Origin of the sequence: Flavobacterium salmonis (assembly GCF_903819435.1) — a bacterium.
Classification (GTDB): Bacteria; Bacteroidota; Bacteroidia; order Flavobacteriales; family Flavobacteriaceae; genus Flavobacterium; species Flavobacterium chungangense.
The window spans coordinates 19,634-41,166 of sequence record NZ_CAIJDP010000065.1 but is presented as its reverse complement, the minus strand read 5'-3'; the positions used below and the strand labels follow the sequence as shown (position 1 = coordinate 41,166).

General features: G+C 31.6%; 18 protein-coding genes and 1 tRNA gene. 15 read left to right on the top strand and 4 right to left on the bottom strand.

Annotated elements, in window-relative coordinates; all coding sequences use genetic code 11:
- The first annotated feature begins 2 nt into the window (after positions 1–2).
- The 3 genes from FLACHUCJ7_RS09235 to FLACHUCJ7_RS09225 are packed head-to-tail and all read left to right on the top strand — an operon-like array spanning position 3 to position 2,142.
- The gene (locus FLACHUCJ7_RS09235) at positions 3–671 is read left to right on the top strand and encodes a head GIN domain-containing protein (protein WP_078227932.1); all 669 of its coding nucleotides are present in this window, start codon (positions 3–5) and stop codon (positions 669–671) included.
- 15 nt (positions 672–686) lie between these two features.
- Positions 687–1,364 carry a LysE family translocator gene (locus tag FLACHUCJ7_RS09230; RefSeq protein ID WP_078226736.1) on the top strand — a complete coding sequence of 226 codons (678 nt, stop codon included), beginning with the start codon at positions 687–689 and terminating at the stop codon, positions 1,362–1,364.
- 10 nt (positions 1,365–1,374) lie between these two features.
- The gene (locus FLACHUCJ7_RS09225) at positions 1,375–2,142 is read left to right on the top strand and encodes a GldM family protein (RefSeq protein WP_180908691.1); all 768 of its coding nucleotides are present in this window, start codon (positions 1,375–1,377) and stop codon (positions 2,140–2,142) included.
- Between the two features lie 218 nt (positions 2,143–2,360).
- Here the strand turns inward: FLACHUCJ7_RS09225 and FLACHUCJ7_RS09220 are convergent.
- Both FLACHUCJ7_RS09220 and folB read right to left on the bottom strand, forming a co-directional pair.
- Positions 2,361–2,431, bottom strand: a tRNA-Cys gene (locus FLACHUCJ7_RS09220).
- Positions 2,432–2,525: 94 nt separating this feature from the next.
- Positions 2,526–2,885 carry a dihydroneopterin aldolase gene (gene folB / locus FLACHUCJ7_RS09215; protein ID WP_031453827.1) on the bottom strand — a complete coding sequence of 120 codons (360 nt, stop codon included), beginning with the start codon at positions 2,883–2,885 and terminating at the stop codon, positions 2,526–2,528.
- 106 nt (positions 2,886–2,991) lie between these two features.
- On the opposite strand from folB, the gene FLACHUCJ7_RS09210 reads away from it, so the two are divergent.
- The 4 genes from FLACHUCJ7_RS09210 to FLACHUCJ7_RS09195 all read left to right on the top strand — a co-directional run bounded on the left by FLACHUCJ7_RS09210 (position 2,992) and on the right by FLACHUCJ7_RS09195 (position 7,116).
- On the top strand, positions 2,992–5,124 hold the full coding sequence (locus FLACHUCJ7_RS09210; RefSeq protein WP_078226734.1) for a glutamine--tRNA ligase/YqeY domain fusion protein: 2,133 nt from the start codon (positions 2,992–2,994) through the stop codon (positions 5,122–5,124).
- Positions 5,125–6,063: 939 nt separating this feature from the next.
- Entirely contained in the window at positions 6,064–6,390 is a 327-nt protein-coding gene (locus tag FLACHUCJ7_RS09205) for a YtxH domain-containing protein (protein WP_031453825.1), read from the top strand.
- 117 nt (positions 6,391–6,507) lie between these two features.
- Positions 6,508–6,858 (top strand): competence protein, encoded by a 351-nt coding sequence (locus tag FLACHUCJ7_RS09200; protein WP_078227931.1) that lies wholly within the window; start codon positions 6,508–6,510, stop codon positions 6,856–6,858.
- Between the two features lie 3 nt (positions 6,859–6,861).
- Positions 6,862–7,116, top strand: a complete 255-nt coding sequence (locus tag FLACHUCJ7_RS09195; protein WP_180908690.1) for a DUF6327 family protein — start codon at positions 6,862–6,864, stop codon at positions 7,114–7,116.
- Positions 7,117–7,141: 25 nt separating this feature from the next.
- Here FLACHUCJ7_RS09195 and FLACHUCJ7_RS09190 read toward each other — a convergent pair whose 3' ends face one another.
- Entirely contained in the window at positions 7,142–8,119 is a 978-nt protein-coding gene (locus tag FLACHUCJ7_RS09190; RefSeq protein ID WP_180908689.1) for an SPFH domain-containing protein, read from the bottom strand.
- Positions 8,120–8,243: 124 nt separating this feature from the next.
- The gene (gene gltX / locus FLACHUCJ7_RS09185) at positions 8,244–9,749 is read right to left on the bottom strand and encodes a glutamate--tRNA ligase (RefSeq protein WP_180908688.1); all 1,506 of its coding nucleotides are present in this window, start codon (positions 9,747–9,749) and stop codon (positions 8,244–8,246) included.
- Between the two features lie 162 nt (positions 9,750–9,911).
- On the opposite strand from gltX, the gene FLACHUCJ7_RS09180 reads away from it, so the two are divergent.
- The 8 genes from FLACHUCJ7_RS09180 to FLACHUCJ7_RS09145 all read left to right on the top strand — a co-directional run bounded on the left by FLACHUCJ7_RS09180 (position 9,912) and on the right by FLACHUCJ7_RS09145 (position 21,524).
- Positions 9,912–13,307 carry a DUF4175 family protein gene (locus FLACHUCJ7_RS09180; protein ID WP_180908687.1) on the top strand — a complete coding sequence of 1,132 codons (3,396 nt, stop codon included), beginning with the start codon at positions 9,912–9,914 and terminating at the stop codon, positions 13,305–13,307.
- Positions 13,304–13,723 (top strand): rRNA maturation RNase YbeY, encoded by a 420-nt coding sequence (ybeY, locus tag FLACHUCJ7_RS09175; RefSeq protein WP_180908686.1) that lies wholly within the window; start codon positions 13,304–13,306, stop codon positions 13,721–13,723. Before FLACHUCJ7_RS09180 ends, ybeY begins: the two co-directional genes overlap by 4 nt.
- A gap of 409 nt (positions 13,724–14,132) precedes the next feature.
- A complete protein-coding gene (mnmG, locus tag FLACHUCJ7_RS09170; protein ID WP_180908685.1) occupies positions 14,133–16,004 on the top strand; it encodes a tRNA uridine-5-carboxymethylaminomethyl(34) synthesis enzyme MnmG in 1,872 nt (623 codons plus the stop codon).
- Between the two features lie 177 nt (positions 16,005–16,181).
- Positions 16,182–16,562: a GNAT family N-acetyltransferase gene (locus tag FLACHUCJ7_RS09165; protein ID WP_223255402.1), complete on the top strand. Its 381-nt coding sequence runs from the start codon at positions 16,182–16,184 to the stop codon at positions 16,560–16,562.
- 98 nt (positions 16,563–16,660) lie between these two features.
- Positions 16,661–17,509: a class I SAM-dependent methyltransferase gene (locus FLACHUCJ7_RS09160; protein ID WP_078227929.1), complete on the top strand. Its 849-nt coding sequence runs from the start codon at positions 16,661–16,663 to the stop codon at positions 17,507–17,509.
- Between the two features lie 245 nt (positions 17,510–17,754).
- Positions 17,755–18,330 carry an OmpH family outer membrane protein gene (locus FLACHUCJ7_RS09155; protein WP_078226728.1) on the top strand — a complete coding sequence of 192 codons (576 nt, stop codon included), beginning with the start codon at positions 17,755–17,757 and terminating at the stop codon, positions 18,328–18,330.
- Positions 18,331–18,432: 102 nt separating this feature from the next.
- Positions 18,433–20,712, top strand: coding sequence for a helix-turn-helix domain-containing protein (locus FLACHUCJ7_RS09150; protein WP_078226727.1), 2,280 nt, complete (start codon positions 18,433–18,435; stop codon positions 20,710–20,712).
- A 47-nt stretch (positions 20,713–20,759) separates the two neighbouring features.
- Positions 20,760–21,524, top strand: coding sequence for a hypothetical protein (locus tag FLACHUCJ7_RS09145; RefSeq protein ID WP_078226726.1), 765 nt, complete (start codon positions 20,760–20,762; stop codon positions 21,522–21,524).
- The last annotated feature ends 9 nt before the right edge of the window (positions 21,525–21,533 follow it).

The window sequence follows — 21,533 nt, the reverse complement described above, 5'->3', positions numbered from 1 at the left end:
AAATGAAAAAATTAATTATAGTCGTTGCAATTTTAATTGTGCAATTGTCTTTTAGTCAGGTTACCAAAGAATTAGGAGATTTTGATTCGGTAAAAGTATTTGATAAATTACATGTAAAATTAGTTCAGTCCTCTGAAAATAAAATTGTAATAAAAGGAGCAAGAGAATCAGAACTTGAAGTTGTTAACAAGTCAGGTTTATTAAAATTAAGAATGCCTTTTCCAAAATTATTATCAGGAGACGATTTAGATATTACATTATATTACAAACATATTGAGCTTATTGATGTTAATGAAGGGGCTTTGGTTTCCAGTGGTAAAGTTATAAAAGCAACTTCATTTAAAGTAAGTGCCCAGGAAGGTGGCAAAATTAATGTAGATTTGGATGTAGATAAACTAAATGTAAGTTCAGTTTCCGGTGGAGAAATTACTTTATCTGGTAAAGCTTCAAATCAGGTCGCAAAACTGGGAGCTGGAGGATATTTATTAGCAAGTAAATTAAATACATCTCAAACTACTGTAAGCGTTTCTGCCGGAGGAAAAGCAGATGTAAATGCTTCTACATTAGTTGATGCAAAAGTTAGCGCAGGAGGCTCTATTTACATTTATGGAAAGCCAAAACAAATTAATCAGAAGACTGTTTTTGGCGGAAAAATTGAAGAAGTAAAGTAAACTAATTATATTTTAATGATAAATGATATTGTAGCTGGGCTGCCATGGGGACTTTTTTTAAGTTTTATGGTAGGCCCGGTATTTTTTATACTATTAGAAACCAGTATTACCAAAGGCTTCAGAGCTGCTATAGTCTTTGATTTTGGTGTAGTACTGGGTGATGTATTTTTTATAGCAATTGCATATTTAGGAAGCTACAGATTAATTCAGAGTTTAAAAGACAAGCCAGCTCTTTTTATCTTTGGAGGTATAATTATGTTAGCATACGGTATAATTTCTTTTGTAAGATTAAAGAATGAAGAAAAAATTGACGATGAAGAAATAGATAGGGATATCATTAAAAGAAATTACGGAAGTTTGTTCATAAAAGGCTTTTTACTAAACGTTATCAACATTGGAGTACTAGGTTTTTGGTTAGCGGTAATTATTTCTGTCGGACCAAAATTAGAAATGCAAAACTCCAGAATGTTTACTTTTTTTACTTCTGTTATTATCACTTATTTATTGGTTGATTGTCTTAAAATTTTACTAGCCAAACAATTAAAATCTAAAATGACACCAACCAATATCTTAAAGATTAAAAAAGGTATCAGTATAGTTCTAATGATTTTTGGATTTGTTTTGATGATTCAAGGCTGGTTTCCGAAAGAAAAAGAAATGGTTAAAAATGCTTTTGAGAAGATTGAGAAGTAGACGAATTATTATGATTAAAAAACTACTTTTATTCTTCTTTTTTTCTTTCTCGTTAAATAGTATAGCACAAAAAGATTCTGTAGTTGTTGATAAACCCAGTATAGCTGTAGTTTCTGCTGATAAATTAAATGTTGTTTACAGAGGAGTTTTAAATCCAATTTCTATTGCGGTTCCAAATTGTAAATCTTTTACTGCTTCTGGTTCAGGGTTAAATAAAAATAAGGAAGGAAAATATTATCTTTCTCCTGGTCAGGGACTTTACTCCATAATTAAAGTTGATATTATATTAAATGATAATTCAATAATTAGTGAAGAGCATAAATTTAAGATAAAACAAATTAATAATCCTTTAGCAACTATTAACGAAAAAAGCTGTTATCAAAAATGTATTTTAGAAATGACAAGAAATGAACTTTCTAATGCTACAATTGGTTTTAGTTTACCACAAGATTTGCTTTTTGATATGGATCTTTCTAATTATAAAATAAACAGCTTTATTGTAAAATTACCTCACAATGTAAAGATATTTATTTCTGGTAATCAGGTAAGTAAGGAAGTTTTAGATAAAATTAAAAAATTGAAAAAAGGATCAATTTTTTCAATTACTGATATCGGATATTCTTTCCCTGGATCTGAAAATTATCTTTTACCAAGACTTCTTCCAATCAAAATTATGGTTGTAGAAGAAGAAATAAAAGAAAATTATTATGAAAGTAAAGAGTTTATCAGAGATAGTATTCGAAGAATAAAAAATGAAAAGAAACTTTTAAAAAGATAATTAAATCCTCTGATTTTCAGAGGATTTTTTGTGCTTAATCAGTAATTTTATCATCTGCCTGATTAGAAATGACACAGATGCAAAAAAATTAAATATAAAAAAAACTTCAAATTGCTTTAGAGGTTTTGAGGTATCGTCCGAATTCGAAGCAATATTTTTAATTAATTTTTTTAAAAATTAGACATAAAAAAACCTCTAAATTGCTTTAGAGGTTTTAGAGGCATCGTCCGGATTCGAACCGGAGTAGGAGCTTTTGCAGAGCCCAGCCTAGCCGCTCGGCCACGACGCCATTGCTTGAACGGATGGCAAAAGTAACCAAAATCTTTAAAATTCAAAAGTTTAAAGTAAAGTATTTTAAAAATTTACTGAAATGTATTCAAAAATTACTTTCTAATTTCCGTCATTTTTATAGTAACTGATTCAACATCACCACCAATAGGAGGATTTATTTTTGAAACCCAAACTGTTGTTTTTTCTGCAGTTTCTATTTCAGCAAGTACACGAATATTGATTCTTTTGGCCACATGTTCTAGTAAATGCGAACGAATTGCCATTTCTTCAGTCACAATTTTATTCAAATGAACATAGTCAACAGTATCCAAAAGATGATCTGTTTCAGCCGATTTTTGAAGATTAGTTTTCACTTTTAGATCGACTGTGTAGTCAGATCCAATTTTTCCTTCTTCAATCATACATCCGTGGTAGGAAAAAGTTCGGATGTTTTTTAGTTTAATAACTCCCATTTTTGTATTGTTTCACGTTTAAAGTTTCAGGTTTTGCGCCACTTAAATAACTTTAAATCTGAAACCTGAAACCTTTTTTTTATCTTTGCTAAAATTACTATAAATAATGGCATCAGAAGAGAAATCACTCAATTTTATTGAACAAATCATAGAAGAAGATCTGAAATTAGGTCTGTCAAATTCTAAATTACGTTTTCGTTTTCCACCCGAACCAAATGGTTATTTACACATTGGACACGCAAGTTCTATTGCATTAAATTTTGGTTTAGGAATTGATTATCAGTCACCTGTAAATTTGCGTTTTGATGATACCAATCCTGAAAAAGAAGAACAGGAATTTGTTGATGCCATTAAAAAAGATGTAGAATGGTTAGGCTATAAGTGGACAGAAGAGCGTTATGCTTCTGATTATTTTCAGCAACTATATGACTGGGCAGTTTTACTAATTAAAAAAGATAAAGCCTATGTTGACAGCCAGTCTTCTGAAGATATGGCGATTCAAAAAGGAACACCATCAACTGAAGGTGTTAATAGCCCTTATAGAAATCGTTCTGTAGAAGAAAATTTAGAGTTATTCGAAAGAATGAAAAGCGGTGAATTTGAAGCAGGTACTCATATTCTTCGTGCCAAAATTGACATGAAATCTACCAATATGTTAATGCGTGATCCTATCATGTACAGGATCTTGCATAAGCATCATCATAGAACAGGGGATACCTGGAAAATTTACCCAATGTACGATTGGGCACACGGTCAAAGCGATTATTTAGAAGCCATTTCACATTCATTTTGCACACTGGAATTCTTGCCTCATCGTGAATTATACGATTGGTTTTTAGATCAGATCATTGATGAAAATCAGATTCGTCCAAAGCAAAGAGAATTTGCAAGACGTAACTTATCACATACCGTTGTTAGTAAAAGAAAATTACAGCAACTAGTTAAAGAAAAGCATGTTAACGGTTGGGATGATCCAAGAATGTCAACTATTTCCGGATTAAGAAGACGAGGTTATACAGCTGCTTCATTGCGTAATTTTGCTAATACAATTGGTATTGCAAAACGTGATAATTTGATCAATGTATCCGTTTTAGAATTTTGTATTCGTGAAGATTTGAACAAAATCGCACCTCGTGTAATGGCCGTTTTAGATCCTGTAAAATTGGTAATTACAAATTATCCTGAAGGAAAAGAAGAGTGGCTGGAAGCTGAAAATAATCAGGAAGATGAAAATGCTGGTTTCAGAAAAGTGCCTTTTTCTCGTGAATTATATATCGAAAGAGAAGACTTTTTAGAAGAAGCTCCGGCGAAGTTTTTCCGTTTGACTTTAGGAAAAGAAGTGCGTCTTAAAAATGCGTATATCATTAAATGTGAGGCAGCTCAAGATGTTAAAAAAGATAATAATGGAAATATTACAGAAATTCATGTTACTTATGATACTGATTCTTTGAGTGGAAGTGGGACAGAAGCAAGCCAAAGAAAAGTTTCCGGAACATTGCACTGGGTTTCTATTCAGCATGCAGTTGAAGCTGAAGTTCGACTATATGATCGTTTGTTTACAGATGAAGCACCAGACAGTTATAAGGATAAAAATTTCTTAGATTTTGTAAATCCAAATTCATTAGAAATTGTAAAAGGATTCGTTGAACCAAGTTTGGCTACAGCTCAAAATGAAGATAAATTTCAGTTTCAACGTTTGGGTTATTTTACTGTTGATAAAGACTCAACTCCTTCAAAATTAGTATTTAACAAAACTGTTGGATTAAAAGATGCCTGGGAAGAAAAAGGTAAAAAAGAAGAGAACAGTATCAATAATTCTTTAAAAGACATCAACAAATATTTTAAAGTTGAAACGGATGAAGAACGTGAGGAAATTGCAAATACAATAGGTTTAAGTATACAAAATGTATCTAGTTTTTCTTTATTACAAAATTCATTTAAGAGAAATATCAACAATAATAAAGGCTCACTCTTATTTGCTCATTTCATTTTAAAGTATTCTCATTTAGATTATTATGATTTTGAAGAAGAAGATATTAAAAAATTATTTTCAATGTCATTGAGAAGTGAGTCTACATATGTACGTAGAGAAGCACTTTGGAAATCAAGAGATTTGAAAGAAATTGAATTAAGAAATAGTTTTTATAGTGATTTTTTAAAATTAAAAGAAAATATTCCTAAAAATGCTTCGGAAAGTGAAATCTTAGTTATATCTGAAATTACTAATATTTACAAATAAATATAATCTATTGAAAAGCGCTTTTTATAAGCGCTTTTTTATTATTTATTTTTTCTATATAAAATATATTTTTAATAAATATTTTATATTAAAAGTAGCCTTCATAAATTGATTTTAAAAGGTTTTTTTATTTCTTCCGATATAGAATTCATCTTTTTTAAAATAGTTAAAATAAACGCTTTATTTTAATTTTAGCTCTTCTTTTAGCCATCTTTACAGCTTATTAACAATGGAATGTTTATAAAGTTGCTATCTAAGATTTAGTTTTAAAAAATGTATGGATTTCTTCAAAATAAATGATGAAATTATATTAAATCAATTTTATTTATAATTTTGTATATTTTAAAGATTATATTTATTATATATTAAATCTATTGTTTTTTTAATTTTAATAGATTATTTAAACTAAAAATGACCTTCATAATTTAATTTTAAGACCTTTTTTTACTTATTTCATCTCTTAACTCATCTTTTGAATAATTGTTGATTTTTGAGCTTTATTTTAATTTTCGCCATCGTTTTTGTCGGTTTAACGGGTTGTTAACATACAATTGTTTATAAAGTTGCTATTTTTATCCAAAGATCAAATCTGAAATTTATAATTAAAAAAAGCACTTTAGGAATCGAATCTGGTTTTTTAAAAAATTGAAAAATTTACTTTTTTGTTTTTATAATTTATTCAATGCTGATTTCTGAAATTGGTTTTATCATTTATAAATTTTTATTTTTATCATTTTTTATTCCTCAAATTTAATTGGAATGAAGTATGTATTTTTCAGAAGTATATACGGCTGAAATAAGCTTTAAGTTTTTTGCGTGTATTATTGAAAAGTATTAGAGGCTATTGCTTATGTTTATTAACTTTATGTAAATTACTTTTAGACAATATTTTAGAATATCAAAAATTAGTATCTTTATTAATCATTTAAATTAAATATTATGTCAAACAATTCAAATACTATTGCAGCAATTTTGGCCGGAGCAGCAGTAGGAGCAGCTATAGGAATTTTGTTAGCTCCTGATAAAGGCTCAAACACAAGAGCAAAAATTAAAGAAAATCTGGGAGATACTGCCAACAATTTAAAAGACTCCTTAGAAGCAAGTTCAGAAGTTTTGCGTGAAAAATTTGCAAGTGCTACAGAGAATCTTGATGGAACTTTTGATGAATTACTTTCAAATGTAAGCCATAAAACAGAAGAAGTTATTTCTTTTTTAGAATCTAAACTAGCTGATTTGAAGACGCAAAACGCTAAATATCAAAAGTAATAATCCAGGCAACACAAAACTTACCTGATTTATAGTTGATATAATTTTTTTATAATATTTGATATTCAGTTTGTAATCAGTTTGTTTTGTGTTTCTTTTTTAATGAAATTTAAAATTATGGCTTTTGAAGAATTAAAAGAAAATACAGAGAATATTCAGGAAAGTACCAAAGCTTATATTGACAGTAATTTAGCGTATTATAAACTCTGGGGATTTAAGGTTGCGATGAAATCAACAACTTTAATTTTTAAATTTACTTTGATTTTATTGTGTTTTAGTATGGTTCTTATTTTTGGATCTTTTGCCGCAGCGTATGCTTTTGGTTCTTTATTTGAAAGTAATGCACTCGGATTTTTAGCAGTAGGAGGGATCTATTTTGTGTTTACAATTTTACTTTTTTTTATAAAAGACAAGTTTGTTGAAGGTCCGATTTTAGAGAAATTTTCAGAAATCTTTTTTAACGATTAATTTATGGAAGTAAAAAAATACTCATCGTATGCTGAAATAGAAAAAGATCTTGAAATTTTAAAACTCGAAAAAGAAATCAGTTATCAGAAATTGGTTTTAAGTTTTCAAAAAACTAGAGAAAATATTACACCAGAAAATGTTATGAATGGCATTTTTTCTTCATTCAAAGATTACCTTTCAAATTCTTATGGAAGTATTTTTCAATCGATTTTACCTTATATAATCGGTTGGTTTATAAATAAAAAAAGAGGCAATTGAGCCTCTTTTTCGTTTTTGATATTTATTAATTTTCTGGAGTTATATCATCTTCATAACCGCTTTGTGGCTGTATTGGTTTTGGTTTCTCCACTTTTTTATTGTTTTTCTTCATCATTTCCCCAACTTGGTTAGATGCTGAGAATGAAGCTACCATATTATTCAACATATCACTTCCTGCTTGTGGTGAATTAGGCAACAAAATTAAATTAGAATTAGCATCAGCTCCAATTGCCTGAAGCGTATCATAATGTTGAGTGACAACAATTAGGGCAGAAGCTTCCTGGGAATTTATTCCAACATTATTCAAAACTTCAACACTTTCTACTAAACCTCTTGCAATTTCACGACGCTGATCTGCAATACCCTGACCTTGTAAACGTTTACTTTCTGCTTCGGCTTTTGCTTTAGCAACGATTCTGATTCTTGAACTTTCAGCTTCAAATTCTGCAGCTGTTTTTTCTCTATCGGCAGCGTTGATTCTGTTCATTGCATTTTTTACCTGGATATCCGGATCAATATCCGTAACCAAAGTATTGATGATATCATAACCATATGTAGTCATAGCTTCGTTCAATTCTCTTTTTACAGCTATGGCGATATCATCTTTTCTTTCAAAAACATCATCCAGTTTTAGTTTTGGAACTTCGGCACGAACGACATCAAAAACATACGCCGTGATCTGATCGTGAGGATATTCGAGTTTATAAAAAGCATCGTATACTTTTTCCTGAATAACTTTAAACTGTACCGAAACTTTCATTTTGATAAAAACGTTGTCTTTGGTTTTGGTTTCAATAATAACATCTAACTGTTGAATTTTTAGATTTACTCTTCCGGCAATTCTGTCAACAACCGGAATTTTAAGTTGCAAACCTGAATTTCTAACACTCTGAAATTTTCCAAATCTTTCGATAATTACAGAGGATTGTTGTTTTACTGTAAAGAATAACGATAGGAAAATAAAGAATGCAATTACAAAAATGATAATGAATGGGATACTCATAGTGATATTGATTTAAGTTTTTAGGTGCGGTAAATTACGAAATTTCTTCGGGTTTGAATATAAAAAAACGCTAAGAACATTTTATTAATGTTACTTAGCGTTTGCATTTTGAAAGTATATTTTTTTACAAAGAACTTATTGCCTTCTGAATCCTAGATATAGTTTCTTCTTTTCCGATGATTTCAACAATGTCAAATAGGTGAGGGCCTTTTAAAGCTCCAACCAAACTTAAACGAAAAGGCTGCATCACTTTGCCCATTCCAATTTCGTTTTTAGTTAACCAGTCTTTTACAATTGCTTCAATATTTGCTGAATCAAAACCATCAATATATTCTAGAGTTGAAATCAATTCCTGCATTAAAGCCGGTGTTTCTTCTTTCCAGTTTTTGCTTGCTTTTTCATCGTATGATGTTGGTGCGTGGAAAAAGAAATCTGTTAAATCCCAAAATTCAGAAACAAAATGAGCACGTTCTTTTATCAAAGAAACAATTCTTGTAATATCAAATTTAGAAATATCAATTCCTTTTTCTACTAAAATAGGAGTGAAGCTTTTCGCTAAATCTGCATCATTTTGTTTAATTAAATATTGGTGATTGAACCATTTGTTTTTCTCCGGATCAAATTTTGCTCCCGATTTGTGAACTCGGTTTAAGTCAAACGACTCTACTAATTCCTCTAAAGAAAATAATTCCTTATCAGTTCCGTCATTCCATCCTAAAAGAGCAAGAAAATTTATAACTGCTTCCGGGAAAAATCCTTTCTCTCTGTAACCTGATGAAATGCCTTCTTCCGTTTTCCATTCTAATGGAAACACAGGAAATCCTAATTTGTCACCATCTCTTTTAGATAATTTTCCGTTTCCAACAGGTTTTAAAATCAAAGGTAAATGTGCAAATTCCGGAGCATCCCAACCAAAAGCTCTGTATAATAAAACGTGTAGTGGCATAGACGGCAACCATTCTTCTCCACGAATTACATGTGAAGTTTCCATTAAATGATCATCAACAATATTAGCTAAATGATAAGTTGGCATTCCGTCACTTTTAAATAATACTTTATCATCAAGAAGATTCGTTTCGAATTTTACATCACCACGAATGATATCTTTCAAGTGTAAAGTTTCATCAACCGGAGTTTTAAAACGGATCACATAATGTTCTCCATTTGTAATTCTTTTAGAAACTTCTTCTGCAGAAATTACCAAAGACGTATCTAACTTTTCACGATTATGATGATTGTAAATAAATGTTTTTCCTTCGGCTTCGTGTTGTTTTCTATGTGCATCTAAAGCTTCGGGAGTATCAAAAGCATAATACGCCCAACCAGAATTGATCAATTGATCAGCATATTGTTGGTATAAATCTTTACGATCACTTTGTCTGTACGGACCAAATTTTTCATTTTTTGCAACGGTTTCATCAGGCGAAATTCCTAACCATTCTAAAGCTTCCATAATATAAGCCTCAGCTCCCGGAACAAAACGAGTCTGATCTGTATCTTCAATCCTCAGATAAAAAACACCGTTATGTTTTTTGGCAAATAAATAATTAAATAGGGCAGTACGAACTCCGCCAATATGTAGAGGTCCTGTTGGACTTGGTGCAAAACGCACACGAACTTGCTTTAACATTTGTATAAATTTTGATGCAAAGATACAACTCTGAATTAGAAAATTAGAAAATGTGTATAATGAGATAATGTCTTGTTTGTAGCTTAATTGACTAATTTTCTAATGGGTCATTTTCTAATTAAAATTACTACTTTTATGGGTTATAAATTAAACAGATTCATTTTGAAAACATCATCTGCCATATATCAAAAGCTGGAAGCTTTTATTAAAAAATATTATACGAATGAATTGATAAAAGGAATACTTCTTTTTACCGGTTTTGGACTTTTGTATTTTTTATTTACGCTTTTTATTGAGTATTTCCTTTGGTTAAAACCCCTCGGAAGAACACTTTTATTTTGGCTTTTTATAGGAGTAGAAGTTTATCTTTTGTTTCGTTTTATTCTGTTTCCAGTATTTAAGTTATTCAAACTTCAAAAAGGAATAGATTATAATCAGGCTTCTGCCATTATTGGAAATCATTTTACTGAAGTGAGTGATAAGCTGACAAACTTTTTACAGCTTTCGGCTTATGAGAATTCAGCAGAAAGTTCAGAGTTGATGTTGGCTTCGATAGAGCAAAAAGCAAATTCGCTACAACCAATTCCGTTTGGAAATGCAATCAATTTTAATTCAAACAGAAAGTATTTGCCATTAGCACTTATTCCAATTTTACTTTTTGTAGTGTTTTATATTTCAGGAAACAGCAATATTATTTCTCAAAGTTTAAATAGAGTAGTGCATTTTAATGCTACATTTTTACCTCCGGCGCTTTTCAAATTTGTGGTGCTAAATCAAAATTTGCAAACAGAACAGAACAAAGATTTTGTTGTAAAAATGGAATCTGTTGGAAACATCGTTCCCGAAAATGTGATGATTCATATTGGTGATGAAAGTTATTTTATGGAATCTTCTCAGCCAGGAAAGTTTGAATTCAAGTTTGAAAAACCAGTTGACAATGTTTCTTTTTCTTTTGAAGGAAATTCAGTTTCATCTGAAGAATACGAATTAAAAGTAATCACAGTTCCATCAATCGCCAACTTCGAAATGGTTCTGAATTTTCCATCTTACTTAAAAAAGAAATCAGAAACCATTCAGGGAACCGGAAATGCTATCGTTCCTGAAGGTACTTTGGTAACCTGGAAAATGAATACACAGTCGACTCAGGAGATTGTTTGGAAGGATGAAAACGCAACTTTTAAGTTTAACAAGGCTGAAAATGAGTTTAAATTAAGTAAAAATATTGGTCAAAACACAGAATATCAAATTCTTACTTCTAATAATAAGGTTAAAAACTATGAGAAATTAGATTATCACTTGTCAGTTATCAAGGATCAGCACCCAACAATTACTGTTTCTCCTGCGCCGGATAGTTTAAAGCTGGATAAGAATTATGTTTTAGGAAGACTTGGAGATGATTACGGATTATCAAAATTGCAGATAGTTTACTACGAACGTAACAAACCTCAAACAGCAAAGCGTGGAACTATTCCGGTAAAGCAAGCTGTATTTGATCAGTTCGTTTTTTCTTTTCCAAGCAACTTGACAGTTGAAGAAGGAGTATCTTATGAATACTATTTTGAAGTTTTTGATAACGATGCACCACATCATTTTAAGAGTACAAAGTCTTCTGTTTTTTCAGACAGAGTATCTACTACAGATGAAATTCACGATCTGGAATTGCAACAGCAAAATCAAAACATTAATAGTTTATCTAAATCATTAAAAAATCAAACTAAGCAAATTTCCGAAATGGATAAAATCCAGAATACAGGAAAAGAAAAAGATAATTTAGAATTTAAAGATCAGCAAAAAATTAATGATTTTATTAAACGTCAAAAACAACAAGACGAAATGATGAAACAATTTGCTGAAAAAATGAATAAGGATTTAGATAAATTCAAAGACGATAAAAAGGACAAAACTTCAGAAGATTTACAAAAGCGTTTAGAGGATGCAGATAAAGATTTAGAGAAAAATCAGAAATTATTGGATGAATTGAAGAACCTAAATGATAAATTAAACAGCGAAGAACTGTTTGATAAAATGGAAAAGTTCAAACAAATCAGTAAAAATCAATCTAGAAATTTAGAACAATTAGTTGAATTAACCAAAAGATTTTACGTAGAAAAGAAAGCAGGACAAGTTGCAGAAAAATTAGATAAGCTTGCAGAAAAACAAGAACAGCTTTCTAATAAAGATAAAGAAAACACATCTGAGAAGCAGGAAGAAATCAATAAAGCATTTGATAAAATTCAGGAAGATTTAAAAGACTTAAAAGAAGAAAATAAAACATTAAAATCTCCTCTTGATATTCCTTCTGATGTATCAAAAGAAAAAGATGTGAAAGATGATTTGCAGAAAGCATCAGAAGAATTGAACAAAAAAAAATCATCTTCGGCTAAACCAAAACAGAAAAGTGCAGCAAAGAAAATGAAGAGTATGGCACAACAAATGGACTCCAGTATGGAAGGTGGAGAACAAGAACAGCTTGAAGAAGATGTTGCAATGCTTCGCCAGATTCTGGATAATTTGCTGGCTTATTCCTTATCACAGGAAAATGTAATGAAACAATTTAAGTCTATGAAATTGGGTTCTTCTATATATACGAAGAACATTAAAGTACAACAGAATTTAAAACAACAGTTTAAACATGTCGATGATAGTTTGTTTGCTTTGTCTTTACGTAACCCAAAAGTAGCAGAAGATGTAACTAAGGAAATTGGAAATGTACAATATAATATAGACAAAGCGATCGAATCTTTGACAGACGTTCAGGTTCCAAAAGGAGTTTCGCACCAACAATATGCAGTTTCCTCTGCCAATAAGTTAGCTGACTTTTTGAGTGATTTATTAAATAACATGCAGATGTCTATGTCTAAACCGGGCGCAGGAAAACCAAAACCAGGAGACGGACAAGGAATGCAATTGCCGGATATTATTCAAAAGCAAAAAGGTCTTGCCGATAAAATGAAAGACGGAATGAAACCGGGTGATAAACCAGGAGATAAACCAGGACAAGGTCAAGGTCAAAAACCAGGACAAGGAAAAAGTGGTCAGGGAAAAGATGGAAAAGAAGGTCAGGGAAATAGTGGTAATAATGGCTCTTCTGGAAAAGAGGGTAAAAGTGGTAAAGGAGAAAAAGAAGGAAAAGAGGGTGATGATGGAGAAGGGGACGCTGAAAAAATAATGGAGATTTACAAAGAGCAGGTAAAACTTCGTGAAGAGTTGCAAAAAGAGTTAGCTAGAAAAGGATTAGATTCTCAGGGAAGATCTGTTATTGAACAAATGAAACAATCTGAAAAGCAACTTTTGAATAAAGGATTTAAGAATGAGAACTTGCAAAGAATCTTAAATATCCAACAAGAATTATTAAAATTAAATAATGCAGTTCAGCAACAAGGTCAGGATACGAAGCGTCAATCAGAAACAAATAAGGCTGAATTTACTAATAGAAGTAATGCGTTGCCAAGCTCATTATTGGATTATTTAAATAGTGTAGAGATTTTAAATAGACAATCGCTACCTTTGCGCTCAAATTTTAACCAAAAGGTTCAAGAATATTTTAATACCAAATGATCAATTTTAATTACGAAACAGATTTTAATTTAGAAAACGAAGAAGTCTTTACTGATTGGTTGAGCGCTGTAATTGTTTCTGAAAAGAAAAACGAAGGAGAGATAAATTACATTTTTTGTGATGATGAATATCTTCACAAGATTAATGTTGAATATCTGGATCACGATACATTAACAGATATCATCAGTTTTGATTATACAGTTGGAAACGAATTAAACGGTGATATTTTTGTTTCTGTTGAAAGAGTAGAAGATAATGCAAACGATTTCAATGTTTCTTTTGATGAAGAATTAAAACGAGTTTTAGCTCACGGTATATTACATTACTGCGGATATAAAGATAAAACAGAAAAGGATGCAGAGTTAATGCGTTCCAAAGAAGATGAAAAAATAGCGATGTTCCACGTGAAACTTTAACTTAAATATCTTTTTTTAAAGTTTAAAATTTATGTTCCACGTGAAACATTGTTCTAAATTTTATATAAACAAATAAACGTTCCACGTGGAACGTTTTTTAAGTTTTAGGTTTTTATTGAATTCGTTCCACGTGGAACATGAAAATCTTTGTTTTAAGTTTAAGGTTTAATTAGTTAATTGTTCGACGTAAAACAGTTTAAATTCGAATCTAGTAAATCAGAAAATAATAAAAATGTTTCACGTGGAACATGTCTTAGGTTTACCGGAAACATGAAAGATGAATAATGGAAATAAAATATATGTTTCACGTCGAACATAATTCAGGGGTAATTTTGAAACCTGAATCAAAAATAAAGAATGTTAATTCTGAGAACTGACTTAACCGGTTTCCAGAGAATAATAAAACAAAATGTTTTTAGAAGAATACGATGTTATTGTGGTCGGTGCTGGCCATGCAGGATCTGAAGCTGCAGCTGCGGCTGCAAATTTGGGGTCAAAAACTTTATTGGTTACAATGAGTTTGCAGAACATTGCACAGATGTCTTGTAACCCAGCGATGGGAGGAATTGCAAAAGGACAGATCGTTCGTGAGATTGATGCGCTTGGAGGTTACTCCGGAATTGTTTCAGACAGAACAGCAATTCAGTTTAAGATGTTAAATAAATCGAAAGGACCAGCAATGTGGTCGCCAAGAGTTCAAAGTGATCGAATGCGTTTTGCTGAAGAATGGAGAATGATGTTGGAGGGAACTCCAAATTTGGATTTCTACCAAGAGATGGTAAAAGGTTTGATTATCGAGAACGGAAAGATAAAAGGAATCAGAACTTCGCTTGGAGTTGAGATTCGTTCGAAATCTGTTGTCCTGACAAACGGAACTTTTTTGAATGGATTGATTCATATCGGAGACAAACAATTCGGTGGAGGAAGAGCGGGCGAAAGTGCCGCTTTTGGTATTACCGAAGATTTGGTTGCAGTAGGTTTTGAATCTGGAAGAATGAAAACAGGAACGCCGCCGAGAGTCGATGGACGTTCTTTGGATTATTCTAAAATGAACGAAGAAAAAGGAGATGCGAAACCGGATAAATTTTCGTATTCTGATTTAACCTTTCCATTGACCGAACAAAGATCGTGTCACATGACGTATACTTCTTTGGATGTGCATGATATTTTGAGATCAGGTTTTGATCGTTCGCCAATGTTCAACGGAAGAATAAAAAGTATCGGTCCGAGATATTGTCCTTCGATTGAGGATAAGATAAATCGTTTTGCAGATAAAGAAAGACATCAATTATTTGTTGAACCGGAAGGATGGAAAACTTGTGAGGTTTACGTTAATGGATTTTCAACTTCGCTTCCCGAAGATATTCAATTTAAAGCGTTGCGTTCTGTTGCTGGTTTTAAGAATGTAAAATTTCTTCGCCCGGGCTATGCAATCGAATATGATTATTTTCCACCGACACAGTTGAAACATACTTTAGAAACAAAGTTAGTTGAAGGGTTATATTTTGCCGGACAAATAAACGGAACAACAGGATATGAAGAAGCAGCATCTCAAGGTTTAATGGCAGGAATAAATGCACATTTAAAAGTGCACGAAAAAGCGCCTTTAATTTTGAAACGTGATGAAGCTTATATTGGAGTTTTGATTGACGACTTAATTACGAAAGGAACAGAAGAACCTTATCGTATGTTTACGTCAAGAGCAGAATACAGAACATTGTTGCGACAAGATAATGCCGATTTCAGATTGACCCCAATGTCATATGAAATTGGTTTAGCTTCTGAAGCTCGTTTGCGTAGAATGGAACGTAAATTAAACGAGTCTGAAAAAATGGTTCAGTTTTTTAAAGAAACTAGTGTTTCGGTTGCAGAAACGAATCCGATTTTGGAAGCGAAAGAAAGTGCACCAATTTCTCAGGGTGATAAAATGTTTAAAGTTTTTTCACGTCCGCAATTAGATTTGGAGGATATGATGAAATTTGAAAAAGTGAAAGCTTACGCTGAAGAAAATGATCTTGATCAGGAAATTTTGGAGCAGGCAGAAATCCAGGTTAAATATTCCGGATATATCGAAAAGGAAAGAAATAACGCAGATAAATTGACTAGACTCGAGGAAGTAAAAATCCCTGAGAATTTTGATTATAATAAGATTAAATCAATGTCTATTGAAGCGAAACAAAAATTAGGTAAAATTCGTCCTGTAACAATTTCACAGGCATCAAGAATCAGCGGAGTTTCTCCGAGTGATATTTCTGTGCTTTTGATTTATATGGGTAGATAATTTTTTTTTAGGTTTCAACTTTTGTTGCAATTTGAAACTTGAAACCTGAAACAAATTTAAAAATTGTTCCACGTGAAACGTATTCTCAAAATTTATTAAAATAGTTGAAAAAGAAATTTTATCTTTTGAGGAAAAAGAAGTTTTACGAGAGATTTGGAATGTAGAATATCAGTAAGATTGATATATAAAACAGCCGAAGAATTTGATATTTATTTAAACGGACTTTTAAATACAAAACATTATTTGCTGCTTGATGATGAAAACAAAATCAATGGTTGGGCTTATACTTTTTTAAGAGAAAATGAAGATTGGTTTAGATTAATTTTGAATCATAAATTTCAGGGGAAAGGAAACGGTTCTCTTTTGATTAATTTAATTAAAAGCAAAAATAATAGCTTGAATGGATGGGCAAGTGATGGCGAAAAAGAAGTTAAACAAAACGAGTCTTTTTATAAATCTCCAATGCAGTTTTATCTCAAAAATGGTTTTACAATTATCCCGGAAATACGAATTGAAAATGAAAAATTATCAGCTGTTAAAATTAATTGGAAGGGCTGAATTCAAAATATAAATATTAAAAGAGACAAACCCTAAAAGTAAAAATTCCACTTTTAGGGTTTACTATGAAATTAAACCAAAATACCTATAATTTAAAAATGGACGTTTTAAACAAAAAACATTTTCTGACTGTAAAAGACCATTCAGTTTCAAAAGAAATTTTCGATTTGTATTATGATGAAAATCTAGATATGCTAATTACATCTCCCCAACCGGATTTAGAAAATCTTGGAAGATATTACGAAAGCGAAGATTATATCTCGCACACAGATAATAAACGTTCCGTTTTTGAAAAAGCGTATCATTTTGTAAAAAATATTGCTTTAAAAAACAAACTGAATCTGATCAATTCAGAACAAACTCAAAAAGGGAAAATTTTAGACATTGGTGCCGGAACCGGAGATTTTTTATTAACGGCAAAAAATGACGGTTGGGAAACTTTTGGAGTAGAACCAAGCGAAAGAGCAAAAGAAATTGCAAAGAAAAAAGGAATTTCATTTGTGGAGCAAATCAGCGAATTGGAAAATAATTTTTTTGACGTAATTACAATGTGGCACGTTTTGGAACACGTTCCAAATTTAGAATTACAAATCCAGGAATTGAAGCGTTTATTAAAGCCAACTGGAACATTAATTGTTGCGGTTCCAAATTTCAAATCTTTCGATGCAAAACATTACGGAGAATTTTGGGCAGCTTTTGATGTACCGATTCATTTTTGGCATTTCTCGAAAAAAGCAATAAAATCGCTGTTCGAAAAAGTAGACATGAAATTGGAAAAAGTTCTTCCGATGAAATTTGATTCTTTTTATGTGAGTCTTTTGTCCGAAAAATATAAAACCGGAAAAATGAATTTTATTCGTGCTTTTTTTATCGGTTTACGATCAAATTTAAAAGCGTCTTCAACAAAAGAGTATTCATCGCACATTTATGTCTTAAAAAACAGCTAAAACGTAAAATAAGCTTATTTACGGCATGTTTTTAAGTAAAACGAGGGTTTGTGTTGTCTTTTTTAAGAAAACAGCTCTAATAAAAGATATGAAAGCCACTTTTAATAGTGATATCTTATCGTTGATTTTTTGTCCATAAATAAAACTAATATGATAAAATTATAGCATTTTTTGAACTTTATGTCGATGCTATTTATTTTTTTATATTTTTGTCTTTCATACATAAAAAATAGAAAATTCAGAAAATGAAAAAAGCATTAGTAATTATCGCGCTTTCGGTTTTAGTTGTTTCATGTGAGAAAGCGGCTGAAGTAAAGGAAGTAAAAACAGCTTACGTAGATACTTCGGTTTTAATGAAAGAGTACACTGAAGCAAAAGACCTTGAAGCAAAATACAAAGCACAATCAGAAGAAAAAGGAAGACAACTTCAAGCTGAGATAAATCGTTTCAAACAAGATGCTGCTAATTTTCAAAGTCAGGCACAGGCAAACGGTCAGGCCTGGGCACAACAAAGAGGTGCTGAATTACAAAAAAGAGAACAACAATTGGGTTATGCTCAACAACAATTAGCGCAGCAATTGCAACAAGAAAGCGGAGTTGAAATGGATTCTCTTGTAAGCGGTGTGAAAAAATTCATTAAAGATTACGGAAAGAAAAACGGATATTCCTATATCTACGGTACAGGTGATGCTGCAACTGTTTTATATGCACAAGATAAATACGACATTACAAAAGAAATTATTAAAGCTTTGAACGATAAATACAAAGCGGAGCCAAAAACAGATGAAAAAGCTCCAACTAAAGAAGAGGCAAAGAAATAACAACTAAAATAACTAACTATTCTAAAACCTAAATCTAATTAACAGATTTAGGTTTTTTTATTTTATAAAAATGCGATACTTTTAGTCTTCAATATACGCCCAATGCAAAACGTTTCAGAAGCAGCTGCTTATACTTTACAATTTATCAATCAAACGCAAAAATCGATATTCCTGACAGGCAAAGCCGGAACAGGAAAGACTACACTTTTACGTGAAATTATCGCTACTACACATAAAAATACGGTGGTTGTGGCACCAACAGGAATCGCCGCCTTGAATGCTGGCGGAGTAACCATTCATTCGATGTTTCAATTGCCATTTTCGGCTTTTATTCCTTCGTATGATGACAATTCCCAATTCACTGAGACTGTAAAATTTGAAAATAAGGAAACTTTACGAAGGCATTTCAAAATGAATAATGTAAAACGTAATGTGATCCGTAACATGGAATTGCTGATTATTGATGAAGTAAGTATGTTACGTTCTGATTTGCTGGACGCCATAGATTTTATGATGCAGACGGTTCGCAAAAATTCTCAGGCTTTTGGTGGTGTTCAGGTACTTTTTATTGGAGATTTACTGCAATTACCGCCAGTCATTCGGGATGAAGAATGGCGAACTTTACGCAATTATTACAAAGGAAAATTCTTTTTTCATTCGCATGTAATTCAGCAAAATCCACCGCTTTACATTGAATTATCTAAGATTTATCGACAGACTGATGATTCTTTTATCTCGGTTTTGAACAATCTTCGAAACAATCAGATTACGCCTCAGGATATTCAGATTTTAAACGAATATGTTAAACCTGATTTTGATTTGAAAAATAATCCCGGCTATATTACGCTCACAACACACAATGCAAAGGCTGATTCGATCAATGAACAGGCAATTGGTGATTTGGCAGGAAATGAATATACCTATCAGCCTTTTATTGTTGGCGATTTTCCCGAAAAAATATTTCCGGTTGAAGAAAATCTGAAACTAAAGGTAGGAGCACAGGTGATGTTTGTTAAAAACGATTTATCTTTTGATAAAAGGTATTTTAACGGAAAAATGGGTGTTGTAAAATCACTTTCACCAGAAGAAATCTTTGTGCATTTTCCGGAAGAGAACAAAACGATTGAGGTTGAAAAATACGAGTGGAAAAACATCCGGTATAAGATAAATGAGCTTACGAAAGAAATAGAAGAGGAGGTTTTAGGGACTTTTGCGCATTATCCGCTAAAATTGGCGTGGGCAATTACAGTACATAAAAGTCAGGGTCTAACTTTTGAGAAAGCTGCGCTTGATGTATCGCAAGTTTTTTTGCCAGGACAAGCGTATGTTGCATTATCACGTTTAACTTCCTTAAAAGGGCTTATTTTGCTTTCTCCGCTTCAAATGAATGGTATTTCAAACGATCAGGAGGTAATGGATTATGCTTTGAATAAAGCAACCGAAGACGTTCTGGAAAAACATTTGCATTTTGAAACCAAAAATTTTATTCATAACTATTTGATTAACAGTTTTAACTGGATAGATTTAGCTCAGGAATGGCGCAATCACAGATTTAGTTACAACGAAAATGCTGCTAATTCCGAAAAATCAAAACATTCTGTTTGGGCACATAAGCGTCTTGAAACAATTGAATTGCTAATAGATCCTTCGCAAAAGTTTGTGCATCAGCTCAATAAAATTTTTAGTAAAGAAACTGTTGATTTATTTTTCGTCCAGGAAAGGGTAGTGGCTGCCTATGAGTATTTTTTTAAACCGATGGATAAACTGGTTACAGATCTTCTGCAGAAAATGGCCGAAATTCAGAAATTCAAAAAAGTAAAAGAATTTTATGAAGAATTAGCTTTATTGGACGATCTGCAAACAAAGACTGTTTTACGCTTAATGAAGGCCAAATTATTGATCGAAATAGTTGTTGCGGGTGAAACCATTTGTAAGGAAAAATTAACGTCCTCAACGATTAAAAATTACAAATCAGATAAGATTTCGAAAATTCGTGACGAGTTTAAAATGAGCAATACCGATATTTTCAAGTTAGATGAGCCAATTGTACGCTATACCTCGAAAAAATTAGATAAGAACGAGCCAAAAGCAATTAAGAAAACCACCGTTGAAGAGACATATGATTTGTGGATTGAGAAAAATTCAATTGCTGATATTGCCCGACTTCGAAAACTTACGATACAGACTATTGAAATGCATTTAGTTAAATTGATTCAGGCAAAAAAAATCGAAATCTCGGATGTTTTACCCTATGATAAGATATTGGCACTGCGAGATGCTTTCGAATTTTATCAGGAGGAATCTCTTAACGGATTAAAAGAAAAACACGGTGATGAATTCACCTGGGATGAGTTAAAAATGTTTAAAGCCAGTATTAATTAAGTATCTTTAAAATTAATGTTCCACGTAAAACATAGACAATACAGATTATGAAAAAGATAAAAATTATATGCCTGTTTCTATCAGTACTTACAATTAATTTAGTTAAAAGCCAGGATTTGAAACCGGAATATCAAAAGTTTATTAAAACCTTTATTTCGAATGTAAAAAATGATAAAAAGCAAGCTCTTGCTGCTATGATTTCGTATCCGTTCAAAAGAGAATATCCAATTCCGGAAATTAAAAGTAAAGAAGAGTTTGTAAAACGATATTCTGAAATTTTTGATGCTACTTTGAAGAATGAAATCATAAAATCGGATCCTGCTAAAGACTGGTCAGAAATGGGCTGGAGAGGTATTATGCTCAATCAGGGTACAATATGGATTGATACTGACGGTCGCCTGATTTCGATAAATTATCAGTCCAAATTCGAAAAGGATCTTAAAAATAATATAATCGCTAAAGAGAAAACGAAATTACATACTTCAATAGCTAAGTTTAAAGTGCCTGAATGTATATTAGAAACTAGTAAATTCAGGATTAGAATAGATGATTTAGGAAATAATAACTATCGTTATGCTTCCTGGTCTTTGAAAAAGAAAATGACTGAAGAACCTGATCTGGTGATTTCTAAAGGAAAAGTGATTTTGGATGGAAATGGTGGAAATCATCGATTTGAATTTAAAAAAGGACAATATATTTACGAATGTCATATATCACCTCTACGAGAAAATGGCACTGCTCCGGCAGGATTGACTATTTACCAAAACAAAAAAATAATTCTTTCTCAGGACGCTGAAATTGTTCCACGTTAAACAAAAAAT

Bases quoted from the DNA above. Each gene is read 5' to 3' on its own strand.
- FLACHUCJ7_RS09235 (WP_078227932.1), top strand. From the start codon at position 3: ATGAAAAAATTAATTATAGTCGTTGCAATTTTAATTGTGCAATTGTCT.
- FLACHUCJ7_RS09230 (WP_078226736.1), top strand. From the start codon at position 687: ATGATAAATGATATTGTAGCTGGGCTGCCATGGGGACTTTTTTTAAGT.
- FLACHUCJ7_RS09225 (WP_180908691.1), top strand. From the start codon at position 1,375: ATGATTAAAAAACTACTTTTATTCTTCTTTTTTTCTTTCTCGTTAAAT.
- folB (WP_031453827.1), bottom strand. From the start codon at position 2,885: ATGGGAGTTATTAAACTAAAAAACATCCGAACTTTTTCCTACCACGGA.
- FLACHUCJ7_RS09210 (WP_078226734.1), top strand. From the start codon at position 2,992: ATGGCATCAGAAGAGAAATCACTCAATTTTATTGAACAAATCATAGAA.
- FLACHUCJ7_RS09205 (WP_031453825.1), top strand. From the start codon at position 6,064: ATGTCAAACAATTCAAATACTATTGCAGCAATTTTGGCCGGAGCAGCA.
- FLACHUCJ7_RS09200 (WP_078227931.1), top strand. From the start codon at position 6,508: ATGGCTTTTGAAGAATTAAAAGAAAATACAGAGAATATTCAGGAAAGT.
- FLACHUCJ7_RS09195 (WP_180908690.1), top strand. From the start codon at position 6,862: ATGGAAGTAAAAAAATACTCATCGTATGCTGAAATAGAAAAAGATCTT.
- FLACHUCJ7_RS09190 (WP_180908689.1), bottom strand. From the start codon at position 8,119: ATGAGTATCCCATTCATTATCATTTTTGTAATTGCATTCTTTATTTTC.
- gltX (WP_180908688.1), bottom strand. From the start codon at position 9,749: ATGTTAAAGCAAGTTCGTGTGCGTTTTGCACCAAGTCCAACAGGACCT.
- ybeY (WP_180908686.1), top strand. From the start codon at position 13,304: ATGATCAATTTTAATTACGAAACAGATTTTAATTTAGAAAACGAAGAA.
- mnmG (WP_180908685.1), top strand. From the start codon at position 14,133: ATGTTTTTAGAAGAATACGATGTTATTGTGGTCGGTGCTGGCCATGCA.
- FLACHUCJ7_RS09160 (WP_078227929.1), top strand. From the start codon at position 16,661: ATGGACGTTTTAAACAAAAAACATTTTCTGACTGTAAAAGACCATTCA.
- FLACHUCJ7_RS09155 (WP_078226728.1), top strand. From the start codon at position 17,755: ATGAAAAAAGCATTAGTAATTATCGCGCTTTCGGTTTTAGTTGTTTCA.
- FLACHUCJ7_RS09150 (WP_078226727.1), top strand. From the start codon at position 18,433: ATGCAAAACGTTTCAGAAGCAGCTGCTTATACTTTACAATTTATCAAT.
- FLACHUCJ7_RS09145 (WP_078226726.1), top strand. From the start codon at position 20,760: ATGAAAAAGATAAAAATTATATGCCTGTTTCTATCAGTACTTACAATT.